The organism is Pseudomonas sp. RAC1 (genome assembly GCF_030658255.1).
GTDB classification, from domain to species: domain Bacteria; phylum Pseudomonadota; class Gammaproteobacteria; order Pseudomonadales; family Pseudomonadaceae; genus Aquipseudomonas; species Aquipseudomonas boreofloridensis.
In genome coordinates this window covers 1-15,602 of sequence record NZ_JAUTXS020000012.1, presented here as the reverse complement: position 1 = coordinate 15,602, position 15,602 = coordinate 1, and the positions used below count along the sequence as shown (strand labels likewise).

The 15,602-nt window shown below is 62.9% G+C and carries 11 protein-coding genes; 5 read left to right on the top strand and 6 right to left on the bottom strand.

Annotated elements, in window-relative coordinates; genetic code table 11:
* Positions 1-159 precede the first annotated feature (159 nt).
* A complete protein-coding gene (locus Q7C30_RS02190) occupies positions 160-2,079 on the top strand; it encodes a methyl-accepting chemotaxis protein (protein WP_317870498.1) in 1,920 nt (639 codons plus the stop codon).
* 47 nt (positions 2,080-2,126) lie between these two features.
* Here Q7C30_RS02190 and Q7C30_RS02185 read toward each other — a convergent pair whose 3' ends face one another.
* The 4 genes from Q7C30_RS02185 to Q7C30_RS02170 form a co-directional block, all read right to left on the bottom strand.
* On the bottom strand, positions 2,127-2,960 hold the full coding sequence (locus Q7C30_RS02185; RefSeq protein ID WP_317870497.1) for an amidohydrolase family protein: 834 nt from the start codon (positions 2,958-2,960) through the stop codon (positions 2,127-2,129).
* Between the two features lie 34 nt (positions 2,961-2,994).
* Positions 2,995-4,269: an MFS transporter gene (locus Q7C30_RS02180; protein ID WP_039579392.1), complete on the bottom strand. Its 1,275-nt coding sequence runs from the start codon at positions 4,267-4,269 to the stop codon at positions 2,995-2,997.
* A 117-nt stretch (positions 4,270-4,386) separates the two neighbouring features.
* A complete protein-coding gene (locus tag Q7C30_RS02175) occupies positions 4,387-5,118 on the bottom strand; it encodes a UTRA domain-containing protein (protein WP_029611991.1) in 732 nt (243 codons plus the stop codon).
* A gap of 87 nt (positions 5,119-5,205) precedes the next feature.
* Positions 5,206-6,357, bottom strand: a complete 1,152-nt coding sequence (locus Q7C30_RS02170; RefSeq protein ID WP_317870494.1) for a TDT family transporter — start codon at positions 6,355-6,357, stop codon at positions 5,206-5,208.
* A 209-nt stretch (positions 6,358-6,566) separates the two neighbouring features.
* Between Q7C30_RS02170 and Q7C30_RS02165 the strand changes: the two genes are divergently transcribed.
* The gene (locus Q7C30_RS02165) at positions 6,567-10,043 is read left to right on the top strand and encodes a NahK/ErcS family hybrid sensor histidine kinase/response regulator (protein WP_317870493.1); all 3,477 of its coding nucleotides are present in this window, start codon (positions 6,567-6,569) and stop codon (positions 10,041-10,043) included.
* Here the strand turns inward: Q7C30_RS02165 and rmuC are convergent.
* Positions 10,015-11,487 (bottom strand): DNA recombination protein RmuC, encoded by a 1,473-nt coding sequence (rmuC, locus tag Q7C30_RS02160; RefSeq protein WP_317870492.1) that lies wholly within the window; start codon positions 11,485-11,487, stop codon positions 10,015-10,017. The two genes, Q7C30_RS02165 and rmuC, sit on opposite strands and share 29 nt — an antisense overlap.
* A 62-nt stretch (positions 11,488-11,549) precedes the next feature.
* Positions 11,550-11,966 carry an SEL1-like repeat protein gene (locus tag Q7C30_RS02155; RefSeq protein WP_080754750.1) on the bottom strand — a complete coding sequence of 139 codons (417 nt, stop codon included), beginning with the start codon at positions 11,964-11,966 and terminating at the stop codon, positions 11,550-11,552.
* Positions 11,967-12,918: 952 nt separating this feature from the next.
* On the opposite strand from Q7C30_RS02155, the gene Q7C30_RS02150 reads away from it, so the two are divergent.
* From Q7C30_RS02150 to Q7C30_RS02140, 3 genes are all read left to right on the top strand, one after another.
* Positions 12,919-13,143: a hypothetical protein gene (locus Q7C30_RS02150; RefSeq protein WP_039579408.1), complete on the top strand. Its 225-nt coding sequence runs from the start codon at positions 12,919-12,921 to the stop codon at positions 13,141-13,143.
* 247 nt (positions 13,144-13,390) lie between these two features.
* Positions 13,391-13,873, top strand: a complete 483-nt coding sequence (locus Q7C30_RS02145) for a hypothetical protein (protein ID WP_029612001.1) — start codon at positions 13,391-13,393, stop codon at positions 13,871-13,873.
* A 146-nt stretch (positions 13,874-14,019) separates the two neighbouring features.
* Complete coding sequence (locus Q7C30_RS02140) at positions 14,020-15,282, top strand: outer membrane protein transport protein (protein WP_039579414.1); 1,263 nt, start codon at positions 14,020-14,022, stop codon at positions 15,280-15,282.
* The last annotated feature ends 320 nt before the right edge of the window (positions 15,283-15,602 follow it).

The window sequence follows — 15,602 nt, the reverse complement described above, 5'->3', positions numbered from 1 at the left end:
AACCACGCAGCAAGTTGCTGGCACTACGCCATTAATTTGTCGTCAAATAATTTTCAGATTGTTACAGTTCTGCCGATATTCATATACATGATCTGGATCCAGCAACGGCAATTCCCCCCTCGCCCTTCTTCTATGCATCACTAAGGAGCACCACCGCAGATGTTTACCTGGTTCGGCGACCTGAAAATCGCCCATAAACTGGCGCTCGGCTTCGGCCTCGTCCTGACGTTGACCCTGATCCAGTCGCTGATCAGCTGGGACGCCCTTGGCAAGATTGTCCGTCGCAGCGAAGTGGTGCGCGATGTGTCGATCCTCAACGATGCCCTGGGCGATCTGCGCGAAGCGCGTCTGCGCCATACGTTGGCAAACGGCGACGACGAGCAGACCCAGGCCTTGCTCACCGCCAGCGATGCATTGCAGCCACCGCTCAAGCGCCTGCGTGAAGTGATCCGCACCCCGCGCAACGTCGAACTGCTGGGCAAAGCCGAACAGTCCCTGGCCAGCTACGTACAGACCCAGACCCTCAGCCTGCAGGCCTACCAGACCATGCGCTCGGCGCAGAAGGACATGGGCACCCTCGCCAATCAGTCGTTCGCGGCCCTCAAGAGCATTCGCCAGCAAGTGCGCGCCCTGACCGATGCCGAGCAACGCGACGCGCGCAGCGAGGCGGTCAATCAGATTCGCGAGAACCTGATCCTGCTGCGTTACCAGGTGCGCGGCTACACCAGCAACACCAATGCCGACAGCGAAAAGGCCATGAACGATCAGATCGCGACCACGGTGAACACCCTGCCCGGCCTGATCGCGGCCTTGAACGGCCAGGCCGCCGACGCCACCGCACAGTTGACCGAACAGGTCCGCGCCTATGCCGGCAAGGTCGAAACCTATCGCGGCGAGATCGGCAAACTGGCCGACTACCGCGTCAGCATGGCCAAGGACATCGCCAACCTGACCGAAGCCATCGGCCTGCTGCTCGACGGCCAAGGCACACTGGTGAATTCGGACAGCCAGTTCGCCAAGAACCTGCAGTTGGTCACGACCCTGCTGGCGCTGGTGCTGGGCATCGTGCTGGCCGTACTGATCGCTCGCCAGATCAGTCCGCCACTGCGCCGGGCACTGTTGGCCATGGAACAGGTAGCCGCCGGTGACCTGAGCGAACAGCCGAGCAGCCGTCGTCGCGACGAACTGGGTCAGTTGCAGAACAGCCTGCAAGGCATGACCGCCAACCTGCGCCAACTGATCAGCGGCGTGCGCGATGGCATCTCGCAGATCGCCAGCGCCACCGAGGAACTCTCGGCCATCACCGCACAGACCAGCGCCGGTGCCAGCAGCCAGCGCCAGGAGACCGACCAGGTCGCCACCGCCATGCAGGAAATGGCCGCCACGGTGCAGGAAGTGGCGCGCAATGCCGGCGACGCCTCGGTGGCCGCCAGCGCCACCGATCTGGAGGCCCGCGAGGGCGAAAGCGTGGTCACCCGTGCGGTGGCGCAGATCGACCGGCTGGCCAGCCAGGTGGACGCCACCAATGAAGCGATGGACGCGCTGCGCAACGAAAGCCAGCGCATCGGCAAGGTAATGGACGTGATCAAGGCCGTGGCCGAGCAGACCAACTTGCTGGCGCTCAACGCGGCCATCGAAGCGGCGCGAGCCGGTGAGGCCGGCCGTGGGTTTGCCGTGGTGGCCGATGAAGTGCGCAGCCTGGCGCAACGCACCCAGGCCTCGACGGCGGAAATCGAGTCGGCGATCAACAGCCTGGAACAGGGCACCCGTTCGGTCAGCGACTTGATGGAAGAGAGCCAGAGCCTGACCGAAAGCAGCGTGGCCCTGGTGCGCGAAGCGGGCGCGGCGCTGGAAGGCATCACTCAGCAGGTCTCCGGCATCCAACTGATGAACCAGCAGATTGCCGCCGCCTCCGAACAGCAGAGCGCAGTGGCCGAAGAAATCAGCCGCAGCGTGGTGACGGTCAGGGACATCTCGGAACAGACGGCAGGGGCCAGTGAGCAGACCTCGGTATCCAGTGTCGAGCTGGCGCGTCTGGGCGGGCAGTTGCAGCAGATGATCAGCCGCTTCCGCGTCTAAAGTGCAGGGGGCGGCCCGCCCGCCCCGACACCGTCAAGCAACGCGGGTTACTGGAAGTCGAACAGGGCCCGCGCGGTATCCACCAACAGCGCTTGGCGCAGGGCCGTCGAGCAGCCCAGCGCCTCGAACTGTTCGACCACGCCCGTAAAGTTCACCACCGATTCATGCTGGGTGTGTGGCCAGTCGCTGCCCCACAGAAGGCGGTCGGCGCCATAGTGCGCCTCCAGCATTCCCAGCGCCTGGCGAGCGAACAGCAGGTTCTGCGTCGCCGAGCCGCCCAGGCGATAGATCCCCGACACCTTGACCCACACCCTCCCCTGTCCCCCCAGCGTCAGCATCTCGGCAAAGCCTGGCTGACCCAGACCCAGGCGCGCATCGGGCCGACCGAAGTGATCGATGACGATCTTCACGCCATAGGGCTGCAAGGCGTTCACCAACGCCGGGATGTCGGCCACCTGACGATGCAGCTCGACATGCCAGCCCAGTGCAGCGATGTGCTCCAGCAGCGGTCGCCAGGCGGCATCGCGTAAATCAGGCAGCGCTTGCCCCATCAGATTCAGCCGCACGCCGCGCACGCCCGCCTGGTGCATCTGTTCCAGGCTGGCGCGGTCCGCATCGCGCTCAAGCATCACCACCCCGCGTAATTGCCGGGGCGCGCTGTTCAGGGCAGCCAGCAGGTAGCGGTTGTCGGTGCCGAGAAAGCTCGGCTGAACCAGTACGCCATGGCTGAAACCATGCCCAGCGAGCATGGCCAGGTAATCGTCCAACGGGGCGTCGTAGGTGGGTGCATAGCGACGCTCGGCCGCCAGGCTCAGCCCACGGTTGAACACGTGGGCATGACTGTCGATGGCCGTGAAAGGAGAAACGGTAGCGTGGGGCATGGTGCTCATCGAAAAGGTTGAAGAATGTGGATCGTTACTTGGCCATGGCCGGAGCGGTCGAGGCAGCCGCCTCGGGCTCCAGTGTGCGCCCGCGGGTTTCCGGCAGGCACAGCGCGGCGATCACCGCCACACCGTAGGCGATACCGGCATCGATGCCGATCGCCGCGCCCAGCGACATGGACTCGCTCATGTGACCGACCAGGAATGGGAACACCGCCGACAGCACGCGGCCGAAGTTGTAGCAGAAGCCCACCCCGGCGCCGCGCACGTCGGCTGGATAGAGCTCATTGAAGAACGCCCCGAGGCTGGCCGGGATGCCGGCGGCAAAGAAGCCCAATGGGAACCCGAGGAACAGCATCTGCGTGTTGCTGAGGGGGAAGAATACATAGGCCTGGACGGTCAGAACGCAGCACAGGGCGAACAGCAGGATGTTCTTGCGGCGGCCGATGCGGTCGATCAACAGACCGCTGACCACACAGCCGCACCAGAAGGCGAAAATGATCACCGCCAGGTAACCGCCGGAGTTGAGCACCGACAGGTTGCGCTCGGTCTTGAGGAAGGTCGGCAACCAGGTCATCACCGCGTGATAGCCACCGTGGGCACCCAAGCCCAGCAGTCCGCCCAGCAAGGTGACGCGCAGCAGTTCCGGGCGGAAGATCCCGGCCATCGACTTGACGAAGCTGCGCGGCGCGACCTGGTCTTTCTGCAGGCGCTGGAAGCTGTCTGGCTCCTGCACGTTACGGCGCACCCAAATGATCAGCAGAGACGGTAAGAGGCCAACGAAGAACATGACTCGCCAGGCGAACTCCTGCGGCACCAGCGAATAGATCAGCGCGAACAGCGCCACTGCCAGACCCCAGCCCACTGCCCAGGCACTTTGCACCGTGCCCATGACCTTGCCGCGGTACTTCGGGTTGATGGTTTCGGCCATCAACACCGCGCCGGCCGCCCATTCGCCACCGATGCCGAAGCCTTGCATGGCCTTGACGAACAGCAGCGGATAGAAGCCGGTGACGAAGGCCGACAGGAAGGTGAAGAAGGAGAACCAGAGAATCATCCACTGCAAGGTGCGCACACGGCCATAGCGGTCGGACAGGGTACCGCCGAGCCAGCCGCCGATGGCCGAGGTGACCAGGGTCAGGCCACTGATCAGACCGGCATCGCCTTTGCTCAGGGAAAACGCGGCGATCAGCGCCGGAATGGCCAGGCCGAACATCTGCACTTCCAAGGCGTCGAGCGACCAGCCGCCGAAGCAGGCCCAGAATGTCTTGCGCTCGCGCGAGGTGATTTCGCGGTACCAACTGAACATGTTTCTTATCCTTCTAGGTCGTGTAAGGGTGGCCGGACTCGCACCGGCCAGGCAGGCAACACCCCGGCACCGTGCGAGCACGGCGCAGCAGGCGGGGCTATGGACGGCAGCGGCGGTTCAGCGAATGTCGATGCGGTAGCGGAAGTGCTGGGCATGGCCGCGCGAGCGGCGCCACTCCAGTGGCTTGCCAGCGTAGTCGCGGGCCAGACGCTCGATCACCACCACCGGACTCCCCTCCGGCAGTTGCAACAAACGCCCCTGAACCGCATCGACCGACTCGGCGGTAAGGGTTTCCTCCGCGTAGGCCACCACTTGGCCACACAGCGTTTCGTAGATTGGGTAGAGCAACGGCCCTTTGCGGTCCAGCTCGACTTCCAGCAAGGGCTGGAAGGTCTGGCGCGCCAGCCAGATTTCCTCGGCCAGCACCGGCTGGGCGCCCAGCAAACGCAGACGCACGATGCGGATGACCTCGGCCTGCGCCGTCAGCCCCAACGCCGCCGCCACCGCCGAGGGCGCCGGCAGTGGCTCGATGGAGAGGATGCGACTCTCGGGTACGACCCGCGCGCCATTAGCTGATTCGAAACGGAAAAAGCGGAACAGCGAGGACTGGAACTGCGGCCGACGAATGAAGGTGCCACGGCCCTGTTGGCGCTCCAGAACGCCTTCGGCGACCAATACGTCGACAGCCTTGCGCACGGTGCCGACCGACATCTGGAACTCGCTGGCCAGCGCCGCTTCGGTGGGAATGGCCTCACCTGGGCGCCAGCGGTTGTTGGCGATCTGCTCGACCATGTGGTCGCGCAACTGTTGGTAGCGGGGCAGACGCGCATCACCGGGCAGCGTGTTCATGGGCTCTGTCTCTCGTGTTGTTATATAGACATATATATGAATTGCCCGAGAGTATTCCTCCTGCCCTGAACGCTGTCAATCCTCCGCCTATCGGACGGCGCTGGCCGCAGCGATGCACGGCGACACGAACAACTCTCCCCGCCAGGCGCCTGTGAGCGTTTTGCCTGCCACCACTAGCCACAAAATTGCCAGCATGCCCACCAACACCTGCCCGGCGACCATGAAAAAGCCCAGTCCCAACCACTCAGCCAATTTCAACGTGGCCAGGCTGTAGACACCCAACGGAAAGGTGAATCCCCACCAGCCCAAGTTGAACGGCATTCCGTGGCGCAGGTAACGCACGGTGATCAGCACGGCCGTCAGCAACCACCACAGGCCTGCCCCCCACAGCACCATTCCGGCCACCAGTCCCAGACCCCGCGCCACCTCGCCCATTGCCCCAAGGCCATTGGCGGCGAATACACCCGGCGCATCACCGCCAAGCAGCAGCATGCCCAACGCGCCGGTACCGATTGGCCCCAAGGCCAGCCAACTGGACGCCGCCATGTTGGCCGATGGCAGCTTGTGCAGCGCCATGCGCAACATCAGGATGGTCAGGATGCTAAATGCCACCGGCAGCGACACCGCCCACATGACGTAACTGGTCACCAGCACCAGAAACTGGGCCTGAGGGTCGGCCAGGTGCGGCACCAGCAGGCCGCCGCTGGCTGCGGCCACCTCGGCCGCCACCACCGGCAGCAGCCAGACGGCGGTCATTTGGTCGATGCTGTGTTCCTGACGGGTGAACATCAGGTAGGGAATGGCCACGCCACACAGCAGCGCGAGGGCCACATCCAGCCACCATAGCGCCTCGATCCACGGCAGCAGGCCTTCGCCCCAGCGCGCCAGCCCGAACACCAGGCCGCCGTTGAGGATGGTCGCCAGCCCCATGGGGATGGTGCCGAAGAACATCGAGACCGTGGAATGGCCGAATATCCGCCGCGCTTCGTCGAAGAACAGCATCCAGCGGGCGCTGTACAGCACGCAGAACACGATGAACAGCGCGACCGTCAACCACCACAGCGCCTCGGCGAGGCCCAGCAACGCCGATACCTGCACCTGCCGCAGGGCCAGGGCCAGCACGCCGGTGCCCATGGTCGCGGCGAACCAGTTGGGGGTGAACTGGCGAATCACTTCCAGGGGGTGGGCCAGGCGCTGGAAAGGTCGCAAGGACCGAGCACGGGTGTGAGGGCAAGACATGAGCGATTCCTCGGATAAGGTGAAATCATCTTATGCTCGCGAAGAATATCTATATAACGGGTATTTTCTCTATCTGTTATCTGTTTTACAGATATATACCCAGAGGATCGTGCGACCCTTGCCACTGCGACCATCGTCTGCGCTGACGAAACCGCCCTGCTCGTGCCAGACTGCTCGGGACCGCGTTTCCCTCTTGCTGCGGAGTTTGCATGTCGTTGTCCAGTGGGCTGATCGCCGTGGTCGCCCTGGCCTATATGGCCATCATGTTCGCCATCGCCTTCTACGGCGACCGTCGCAGCACCCCGCTGCCGCCGCGCCTGCGCGCCTGGGTATACAGCCTGTCCCTGGCGGTGTACTGCACCAGCTGGACCTTCTTCGGCGCGGTCGGCCAGGCCGCCGAACAGCTCTGGGCCTTCCTGCCCATCTACCTGGGCCCGGTGCTGCTGCTGATTTTCGCGCCCTGGGTGCTGCAGAAGATGGTGCTGATCAGCAAACAGCAGAACATCACCTCCATCGCCGACTTCATTGCCGCGCGCTACGGCAAGTCGCAGACCCTTGCTGTGGTGGTTGCCCTGATCTGCCTGGTTGGCGTGCTGCCCTACATCGCACTGCAACTCAAGGGCATCGTGCTGGGCGTCAACTTGTTGATCGGCGCCAATGCCGATGCCACCGGCACACGCGTTCAGGACACCGCACTGGTGGTGTCGCTGGTGCTGGCGCTGTTCGCCATCGTCTTCGGCACGCGCAGCCTGGACGTCACCGAACACCACCGCGGCATGGTGCTGGCCATCGCCTTCGAGTCGATGATCAAGCTGCTGGCCTTCCTCGCCGTCGGCGCCTTCGTGGTGTTCAACCTGTACGACGGTGTCGACGACCTGTTCAGCCAGGCGCGACAGTCAATGCACCTGGAGCGATACTGGCAGGAAACCATCAACTGGCCGTCGATGGTGGTGCAGACCGCCGTGGCGATGATGGCGATCATCTGCCTGCCGCGACAGTTTCACGTCACCGTGGTGGAGAACATCGAGCCGCAGGACATGCGCCTGGCGCGCTGGGTGTTTCCGCTGTATCTGGTGCTGGCCGCGCTGTTCGTGGTGCCGATCGCCTTGGCCGGACAAATGCTGTTGCCGGGCACGGTGATGTCCGACTCCTTCGTCATCAGCCTGCCGCTGGCCGAGGCCCATCCCAGCCTGGCGTTGCTGGCGTTCATCGGCGGCGCCTCGGCCGCCACCGGCATGGTCATCGTCGAGGCCGTGGCGCTGTCGACCATGGTCTCCAACGACATGCTGCTGCCCTGGCTGCTGCGCCGCAACAACGCCGAGCGGCCGTTCGAAGCGTTCCGCCACTGGATGCTCTCGGTACGCCGGGTCACCATCGTGGTCATCCTGCTGCTGGCGTATGTCAGCTACCGACTGCTGGGTTCCACCGCAAGCCTGGCGACCATCGGCCAGATCGCCTTCGCCGCCGTTACCCAACTGACCCCAGCGATGCTCGGCGCCTTGTACTGGAAGCAGGCCAACCGGCGCGGCGTGTTCGCAGGACTGGCCGCCGGGATTTTCCTGTGGTTCTACACCTTGGTACTGCCCATCGCCGCGCACAGCCTGGACTGGTCGCTGCAGCTGTTTCCGGGTCTGGCGTGGTTGCACGGCAACCCGCTGAACCTGCCCATCAGCCCGCTGACGCAAGGCGTGGTGCTGTCGCTGGCGGGCAACTTCACCCTGTTCGCCTGGGTGTCGATCCTCTCGCGCACACGGGTGTCCGAGCACTGGCAGGCCGGTCGCTTCATCGGTCAACAGACCAGCGCCCGCCCCAATGGGCGCACACTGCTGGCGGTGCAGATCGACGACCTGCTCAACCTCGCCGCACGCTTCGTGGGCGAGGAGCGCGCACGCCAGAGCTTCATTCGCTTCGCCTACCGCCAGGGCAAGGGCTTCAACCCCAATCAGAACGCCGATGGCGACTGGATCGAGCACACCGAGCGCCTGCTGGCCGGGGTGCTGGGCAGTTCTTCGACAAGAGCGGTGGTCAAGGCGGCCATCGAGGGCCGCGACATGCAGCTCGAGGACGTGGTACGCATCGCCGACGAAGCCAGCGAGGTGCTGCAGTTCAACCGCGCACTGCTGCAGGGGGCGATCGAGAACATCAACCAAGGCATCAGCGTGGTCGACCAAAACCTGCATTTGGTCGCCTGGAACCGCCGCTACCTGGAGCTGTTCAACTACCCGGACGGGTTGATCGCCGTCGGCCGGCCGATCGCCGACATCATTCGCTACAACGCCGAGCGGGGGCTGTGCGGTCCCGGCGAAGCGCAGGTACATGTGGCGCGGCGCCTGCACTGGATGCGCCAAGGACGGGCGCATACCTCCGAGCGCCTGTTCCCCAATGGCCGGGTCATCGAGTTGATCGGCAATCCGATGCCCGGTGGCGGCTTCGTCATGAGCTTCACCGACATCACGCCGTTCCGCGAAGCCGAGCAGGCGCTCAAGGATGCCAACGAGGGCCTGGAGCAACGGGTGGCCGAGCGCACCCACGAACTCTCGCAATTGAACCAGGCACTGTCCGACGCCAAGAGCCACGCCGAAGCGGTCAGCCAGTCCAAGACGCGCTTCCTCGCGGCGGTCAGCCACGACCTGATGCAGCCGCTGAACGCCGCACGGCTGTTCTCCGCTGCCCTGTCGCAACAGGCCGAGAGCTTGAACGACGAAGCCCGGCAACTGGTGCGGCACCTGGACAGCTCGCTGCGCTCGGCCGAAGAATTGATCAGCGATCTGCTGGACATCTCGCGCCTGGAGAACGGCAAGATCACCCCGGACATCAAACCCTTTGCACTCAATACGCTGTTCGACACCCTCGGTGCCGAGTTCAAGGTGCTGGCTGCCGAAAAAGACCTGGCGTTCCGCCTGCGCGGCAGTCGCCTGCAGGTCAGCAGCGACATCAAGCTGCTGCGCCGGGTGCTGCAGAATTTCCTGACCAACGCGCTGCGCTACGGCAGCAGTCCGATCCTGCTGGGCACGCGGCGTGAGGGTGAGCGGCTGTGGCTGGAGGTGTGGGATCGCGGCCCTGGCATTGCCGACGACAAGTTGCAGGTGATCTTCCAGGAGTTCAAGCGCCTGGACAGCCACCAGACGCGCGCTGAAAAAGGCCTGGGCTTGGGCCTGGCGATCGCCGATGGCTTGTGCCGGGTGCTGGGTCACACCTTGCAGGTGCGCTCATGGCCGGGTAAAGGCAGCGTATTCAGGGTGAGCGTGCCGATCGCCCGCCAGCCGCTGGCCATCCCGGCAGCCCCTGCCGAGCAGATGGGACAACCGCTGGCGGGACTCCAGGTGCTGTGCGTGGACAATGAAGACAGCATCCTGATCGGCATGAACAGTTTGCTCGGACGCTGGGGCTGCCGGGTCTGGACCGCACGCGATCAGGCCGAGTGCGAAGCGCTGCTGGTCAAGGGCATGCGCCCGCACCTGGCGCTGGTGGACTATCACCTGGACCACGGCGAGACCGGCACCGGCCTGATGGCGTGGCTACGCACGCAATTGGGCGAGCCGATTCCCGGCGTGGTGATCAGCGCCGACGGGCGCAACGAGACCATCGCCCAAGTGCATGCGGCGGGCCTGGACTACCTGGCCAAGCCGGTCAAGCCGGCAGCCCTGCGCGCCCTGCTCAATCGGCATCTGAGCCTGGTGCAGTAAGGCCTTCGTCGGCCATCGCGCGCTCCAGCAGGTCGGCCGGCAGGCTCTTGCTGGCGCGGGCGCCGAGCAGCTTGAGCTGTTCGCTACGGCTGATCAGATTACCGCGACCCTCGCACAGTTTATTGCGCGCCGCCGCGTAGGCTTTGTCGACCTGCTGCAAGCGCGCGCCCAGTTCATCCAGATCCTGGATGAACAAGACGAATTTGTCGTACAGCCAACCGGCGCGTTCGGCGATTTCTCGGGCGTTTTGCCCCTGGCGCTCCTGCTTCCACAGGCTGTCGATGACCCGCAGGGTGGCCAGCAAGGTGGTGGGGCTGACGATCACGATCTGCCGGTCGAACGCCTCTTGGAACAGCCCCGGCTCGGCTTGCAGCGCCGCAGAAAAGGCCGCTTCGATGGGCACGAACAGCAGCACGAAGTCCAGGCTGTGCAGGCCGTCCAGACGGCTGTAGTCCTTGCTCGACAACCCCTTCACATGGCTGCGCAGCGACTGCACGTGCTGCTTGAGCGCCGCCTCGTCGTTGCCGGCGACGAACTGCTGGTAGGCGGTGAGGCTGACCTTGGCGTCGACCACCACCTGTTTGTCGCCGGGCAGCATGATCAGCACATCGGGCTGGAAGCGCTCGCCATCGGCGCTTCTGAGACTGACCTGGGTCTGGTACTCGCGGCCCTTCTCCAGGCCCGCGTGCTCCAGCACCCGCTCCAGAATCAGTTCGCCCCAGTTGCCCTGGGTCTTCTGCCCTTTGAGAGCCTGGGTGAGGTTGGTGGCTTCATCGGACAAGCGCAAGTTGAGCTGCTGCAAACGCTCCAGTTCCTTGGCCAGCGAGAAGCGCTCGCGGGCTTCGTGCTGGTAGCTCTCCTCCACGCGTTTTTCGAACGCCTGGATACGCTCCTTGAGCGGATCGAGCAATTGCCCCAGGTGCTGCTGGCTGGTCTGAGCGAAGCGCTGTTCACGCTCGTCGAAGATGCGCGTGGCCATTTCGGCGAACTGCGCACGCAGGGTGTCGCGGGCTTGCTGCAGGTCTTCCAGACGTTGGGCATGGCTGTCCTGCTGCTCGCGAAGCTCGGCATCCAGGCGTGCTGCCTGTGCCTCCAGGCGGCGCAGTTCGGCTTCGCGATTGGCGCGCTCCAGGCTCCAGGCATGAGCAGCGTCGCGGGCGTTGTCGCGCTCGATCTGCAGCAGCTCCAGCTCACGGTGTTGCGCCGCCAGCTGTGCCTGCTTACGGCTGTTGGCCTCGCTCAGATCGCTGATTTCGTCACGGCTGGCATCAAGCTGGGCTTGCAGACCGGCCTGCGCCAGTTGCGACGCGTTGAGGCGCTCCTGCCATAGACTGCCTTCGCCCTGACGGACGGCGAGTCGTCGCTGAAGCTGCAACGCCCAGCCCAGGCAAGGCACCGCAGCGGCGACGATGCCCATCAAAATACTGGCCAGATCCACTGCCATGCTCACCCCGATCGTTGTTCCAATGCAGGCTGCAGCTTACAGGGGTTTGCCCACTCATGACGCTAGGGATGCAGGCGCTCGAGCAATCGCTGCGCATCTTGCGAACCCTGCCCGGCCGCCAGTTCCAGCCAATGCCGCGCTTGCTCGGCATCCTGGGGCAGGCACAGACGGGCGTATTCGAGTTGGGCAAGTCCATCCCCAGCCCGAGCCGCCTGACGCAACAGCTCGTGACCGATGCGTCGGTCGCGTGCATTGCCGCAATCGCGGCACAGCAACTGTCCCAAGCGACTCTGGGCAACCACCACGCCCCGACGCGCCGGCTGTTTGAGCAGGCGTCCGGCCAAGTGCTTGACGCTGGGCTTGACGCCCAGGCGGGGACTGTCGAGTAGCCAGAGAGCGACTTTCAGCGAAAAGCGTTTGGAAAAGACGCTCGGTCCCGTATTAGGGCAATCGGCTTGGGAGGAGACACGAAACTTCATGACAGACAGCGAAGGCAATTCGAAAAGCGCGCCACTCTACCGTTTTTTTTGCGTGATGGCTCGATACGCGCCTGACAGCGCGGAAAAAAATATTTCATGGTTCTTTTCTTGACGTTTTTCAATCCAGCACTCGAGTGCGAGAAGGTGTTGACTTAAACGTCAGATATTTCTCAGGACGACTTGACATGCCCGTCCTAGAGCAACCCTGCAACACAATCCACAGATACTGTGGATAACTCGGTGGACAACCCCCCTTGCGTGCCCGCAAACCCTTATGGAATGGGGGCTTCAGTCAAACTGACGATTTTTTCACCAGCCAAAATAAGTGTTTTTTTTCATTGACTTAAGGTCGCAGTCAAGTCATTGGCGGCTTCCTGTGGGCGTGTTGCAATACGGTTACAAGTCGCGCCACGCGTGTGTACAACTGGGTACTGGCACTGGGCCGAGCGGGGATCGTTGCCACGCGTCACTCCACTATCCACCCGGTCGCCCACTTCACAGGAGCCCTTTCAGCAGCGATAATGGCCGGCTTCGCTGAACGATTTAAAAAAAGCTTGCATCGTTGCCAATGCTTAGGTAGTGTGGCCACCGTTAGTACCAAGCTGAAATCAATTCTGGCCATTATGTCCTTGCGACTGCTCCCACCCCGGGTAGCCTCGCTGAAACCAGGACGGCCTACGCGATGATTCACTGAATGGCATACGCCACTCCAGTCCGAATCAGCCAACGAACGATTGATCGGGATCTTCACCCATGGCCTCGAACCTGGCCCGTGGGATGCTGCCCGCCTTCCTAAGTACCTACCAGTCAGCCCGGCGCCTACATTGTGCTTGCGCTTTCTCTGGCTGCTCTGTTCCGGTCAGGTTTTTCGCCTCCCTTAATAAAGGCGTCACCGGAACGTTTCTATTGTGCACGGATCGAACCCGTGTCTTGAGCAGGAAACTCTAAAAAAATGACCAATCATCATCACATTCAGCGCGCATTCGGCACGCTTTCTCAGGCCTTCGCTCCACTGCAGTGCCTGATCGTTGCTCCCCGCAAGGGCAGCTTCAGCTTCACCCTGGTAGACGAACACGGCGTGGCATGCCACACCGAACGTCTTTACCCAGAGCAGTACACTGGCGCAGAGCCGCTGCAGGCGGTGATCGACCGCACGCGCCAGTCGCTGGTCGCATGAACGAATGGGCGAAGATTCGCCCCGTGAATGTGCCACTCTGATTGCTGCTAGCGCTGCACCGGTGTAATTGCCACAAGGCATATAGCCTGATCGCAGCGGCAGCAATCGATTTAAAAACAGCCCTTTACACCATGAATATCACACTAGACTTCAACTCGAGCGGTGCGAGCCGCTTCCGATGGGTGTGATCCTTCAGCCACCTGCCAAGCTCCCCGCACCCATCGGTCCCTGACAGTTCGAGGGCACCATGGGTATCGCTGCGAACGAATTGAGCCGTTATGTCATCCGCCCCACGCTGGTCTATCTAGGGCGGCACAACGCGAGCGCAGAAGCCTTGCTCCTGGGCGTCGCTGCCAGCCAGTCTTGCCTTGGCCAGGCCTTGCACGACCGCCGTGGCCACGGGCTGTACCGCATCGGTGAGACGCGTCATCGGGCGCTGTGGGATTGTTACCTCGCCCGTGATCCGGAATTGGCCAGCCTGGTGCGTGGGCTGGCCAGTCAGCATGCCTTCCTTGGCGGTCCACATTTGGAACTGACCGTCAATCTGCGCTACGCCACCGCCATCGCCTGGATGCTCATCGAGGAACAGGCCACGCCGCTCCCGGCCGCCGACGATGTGCTCGGCCTGGCCAGGATCTGGCGACAGACCTTTCATCCGCAAGGGCGCCTGCGTGACTTCACCCAGGCGTGGGATTGCTGGGTAAACCCGAGGGTTGCGGAGCCGTCATAGGAACCTTCTTACGAAAGAATCAGAATTACTGCTTATTTTGGTCGGATTGTCCTACAAAACCGCTCTATCTCCGCGTATACAGCCTATGGCGTACTTCGCGATTTGTTGGTAGCTTTTGGCCCCGGAGATCCCAAGGAGTTCTAATAATGAAAACAGTCATGCTCAAAACCTCCCTCGGCGTCGCAATCGCGGTCGCCTCTAGCCAACTCTTCGCCAGCGGTTTCGCGCTCAACGAGCAAAGCGTCAGTGGCATGGGGACAGGTTTCGCGGGTCGTTCTTCGGCTGCTGACGACGCCAGCACCATTTACGGTAACCCTGCCGGCATGTCGCGCCTCAAGCGCGAACAGGTCACCGTAGGGGGTGCGGCAGTCATCGCCAAATCTGATATTTCCGGTCGCGGCAGCAACCTGGGCGGGGAAACCGACGGTGACATGGTGCCGGTGGTCGGTGTGCCGATGGGTTACTACGTCAAGCCGCTCGACGATCACTGGAGCGTGGGCTTCGGCGTCTACGTGCCCTTCGGCCTGGTGACCGACTACGGCAGCGACGACGCTGCGCGCTATTGGGGCAAGAAGAGCCACGTCGAAGTGGTGACCTTCCAGCCGACCATCAGCTATGCCTTCAACGACAAGGTGTCCATCGGCTTCGGTCCGACCATCAACCGCATCAAGGGCGAATTGGGTTCCAACACCATCAACCCCTTCACGCCGGGCCGCAACGATGGCGAAGTCAAGATCAAGGGTGACGACACGGCGGTCGGCTACAACATCGGTGTGATGGTACAAGCCACTGACCGCACCCGTCTGGGCCTGACCTATCACTCGATGGTCGACTACAAGCTCGAAGGCAAGACCCGCGTCAACAACCCATTGATCGGACCATTCAGCGGTAGCAAGTTCGACGCCGAGCTGAAGATCAAGACACCTGAGTCGGTGGACTTCTCGGTCACCCACGAACTCGACGATCAGTGGACCCTCTATGCGGGCAGCACCTGGACGCGTTGGAGCCGGTTGAAAGACATCACCGTCAACAACGAAGTGCCTGCGCCGCTGGCAGCTCAATTCGGCACCATCAGCGAAGAGCAGAACTGGCACGACACCTGGGCGCATGCTGTGGGTGCTTCTTACAAGGTCAACAAGGAATGGACCTTGCGTACTGGCTTTACCGTCGACCAGTCGCCGACCAACAACCAGGATCGTTCGCCGCGCATCCCTACCGGCGATCGCAAGATCTTCAGCCTGGGGGCGGGTTACAGCCCGACCGACGACGTGACCATCGATGTGGCGTATTCCTACCTGTGGGAGGAAGACACCAAGGTGAACCTGGCCAGCCGGACCAAAGGGAGCTATCAGGCCAAGTATGAGAACAGCGCTCACGGGATTGGTGCTTCGCTGACTTATCGGTTCTGATTGGGGTTTTGAGGTTGTGAGAAGACCGCCCTTGTGGCGGTTTTTTCTTTGGGGCTTTTGGGGGCTGCTTGTCTTGGGGTGAAGATCCGTTAGTTTTGGTGAGGCTGATTCACCTTTTCGCCCTTACGGCGCCCCCCTTTTTTCTTGGAAAAGGGGGCAAAACCGCTTGCTCCCGCATCCGGCCCCTGCGCTACGCGCAGGGGTTCCCTCGCGCCGGCGTCGCTCCGGGAGGACCGCGCTTAGGGGCCGTCCTGGCCCCAAGCGCTTGACGGGCATCCATGCCCGTCACCTCCCTGCGCAACGCCTATGCTCGGCCTCCT

Coding starts and splice junctions, on each gene's coding strand:
- Q7C30_RS02150 (WP_039579408.1), top strand. CDS start 12,919: ATGACCAATCATCATCACATTCAGCGCGCATTCGGCACGCTTTCTCAG.
- Q7C30_RS02190 (WP_317870498.1), top strand. CDS start 160: ATGTTTACCTGGTTCGGCGACCTGAAAATCGCCCATAAACTGGCGCTC.
- Q7C30_RS02140 (WP_039579414.1), top strand. CDS start 14,020: ATGAAAACAGTCATGCTCAAAACCTCCCTCGGCGTCGCAATCGCGGTC.
- Q7C30_RS02175 (WP_029611991.1), bottom strand. CDS start 5,118: ATGAACACGCTGCCCGGTGATGCGCGTCTGCCCCGCTACCAACAGTTG.
- Q7C30_RS02170 (WP_317870494.1), bottom strand. CDS start 6,357: ATGTCTTGCCCTCACACCCGTGCTCGGTCCTTGCGACCTTTCCAGCGC.
- Q7C30_RS02185 (WP_317870497.1), bottom strand. CDS start 2,960: ATGCCCCACGCTACCGTTTCTCCTTTCACGGCCATCGACAGTCATGCC.
- Q7C30_RS02180 (WP_039579392.1), bottom strand. CDS start 4,269: ATGTTCAGTTGGTACCGCGAAATCACCTCGCGCGAGCGCAAGACATTC.
- Q7C30_RS02145 (WP_029612001.1), top strand. CDS start 13,391: ATGGGTATCGCTGCGAACGAATTGAGCCGTTATGTCATCCGCCCCACG.
- rmuC (WP_317870492.1), bottom strand. CDS start 11,487: ATGGCAGTGGATCTGGCCAGTATTTTGATGGGCATCGTCGCCGCTGCG.
- Q7C30_RS02165 (WP_317870493.1), top strand. CDS start 6,567: ATGTCGTTGTCCAGTGGGCTGATCGCCGTGGTCGCCCTGGCCTATATG.
- Q7C30_RS02155 (WP_080754750.1), bottom strand. CDS start 11,966: ATGAAGTTTCGTGTCTCCTCCCAAGCCGATTGCCCTAATACGGGACCG.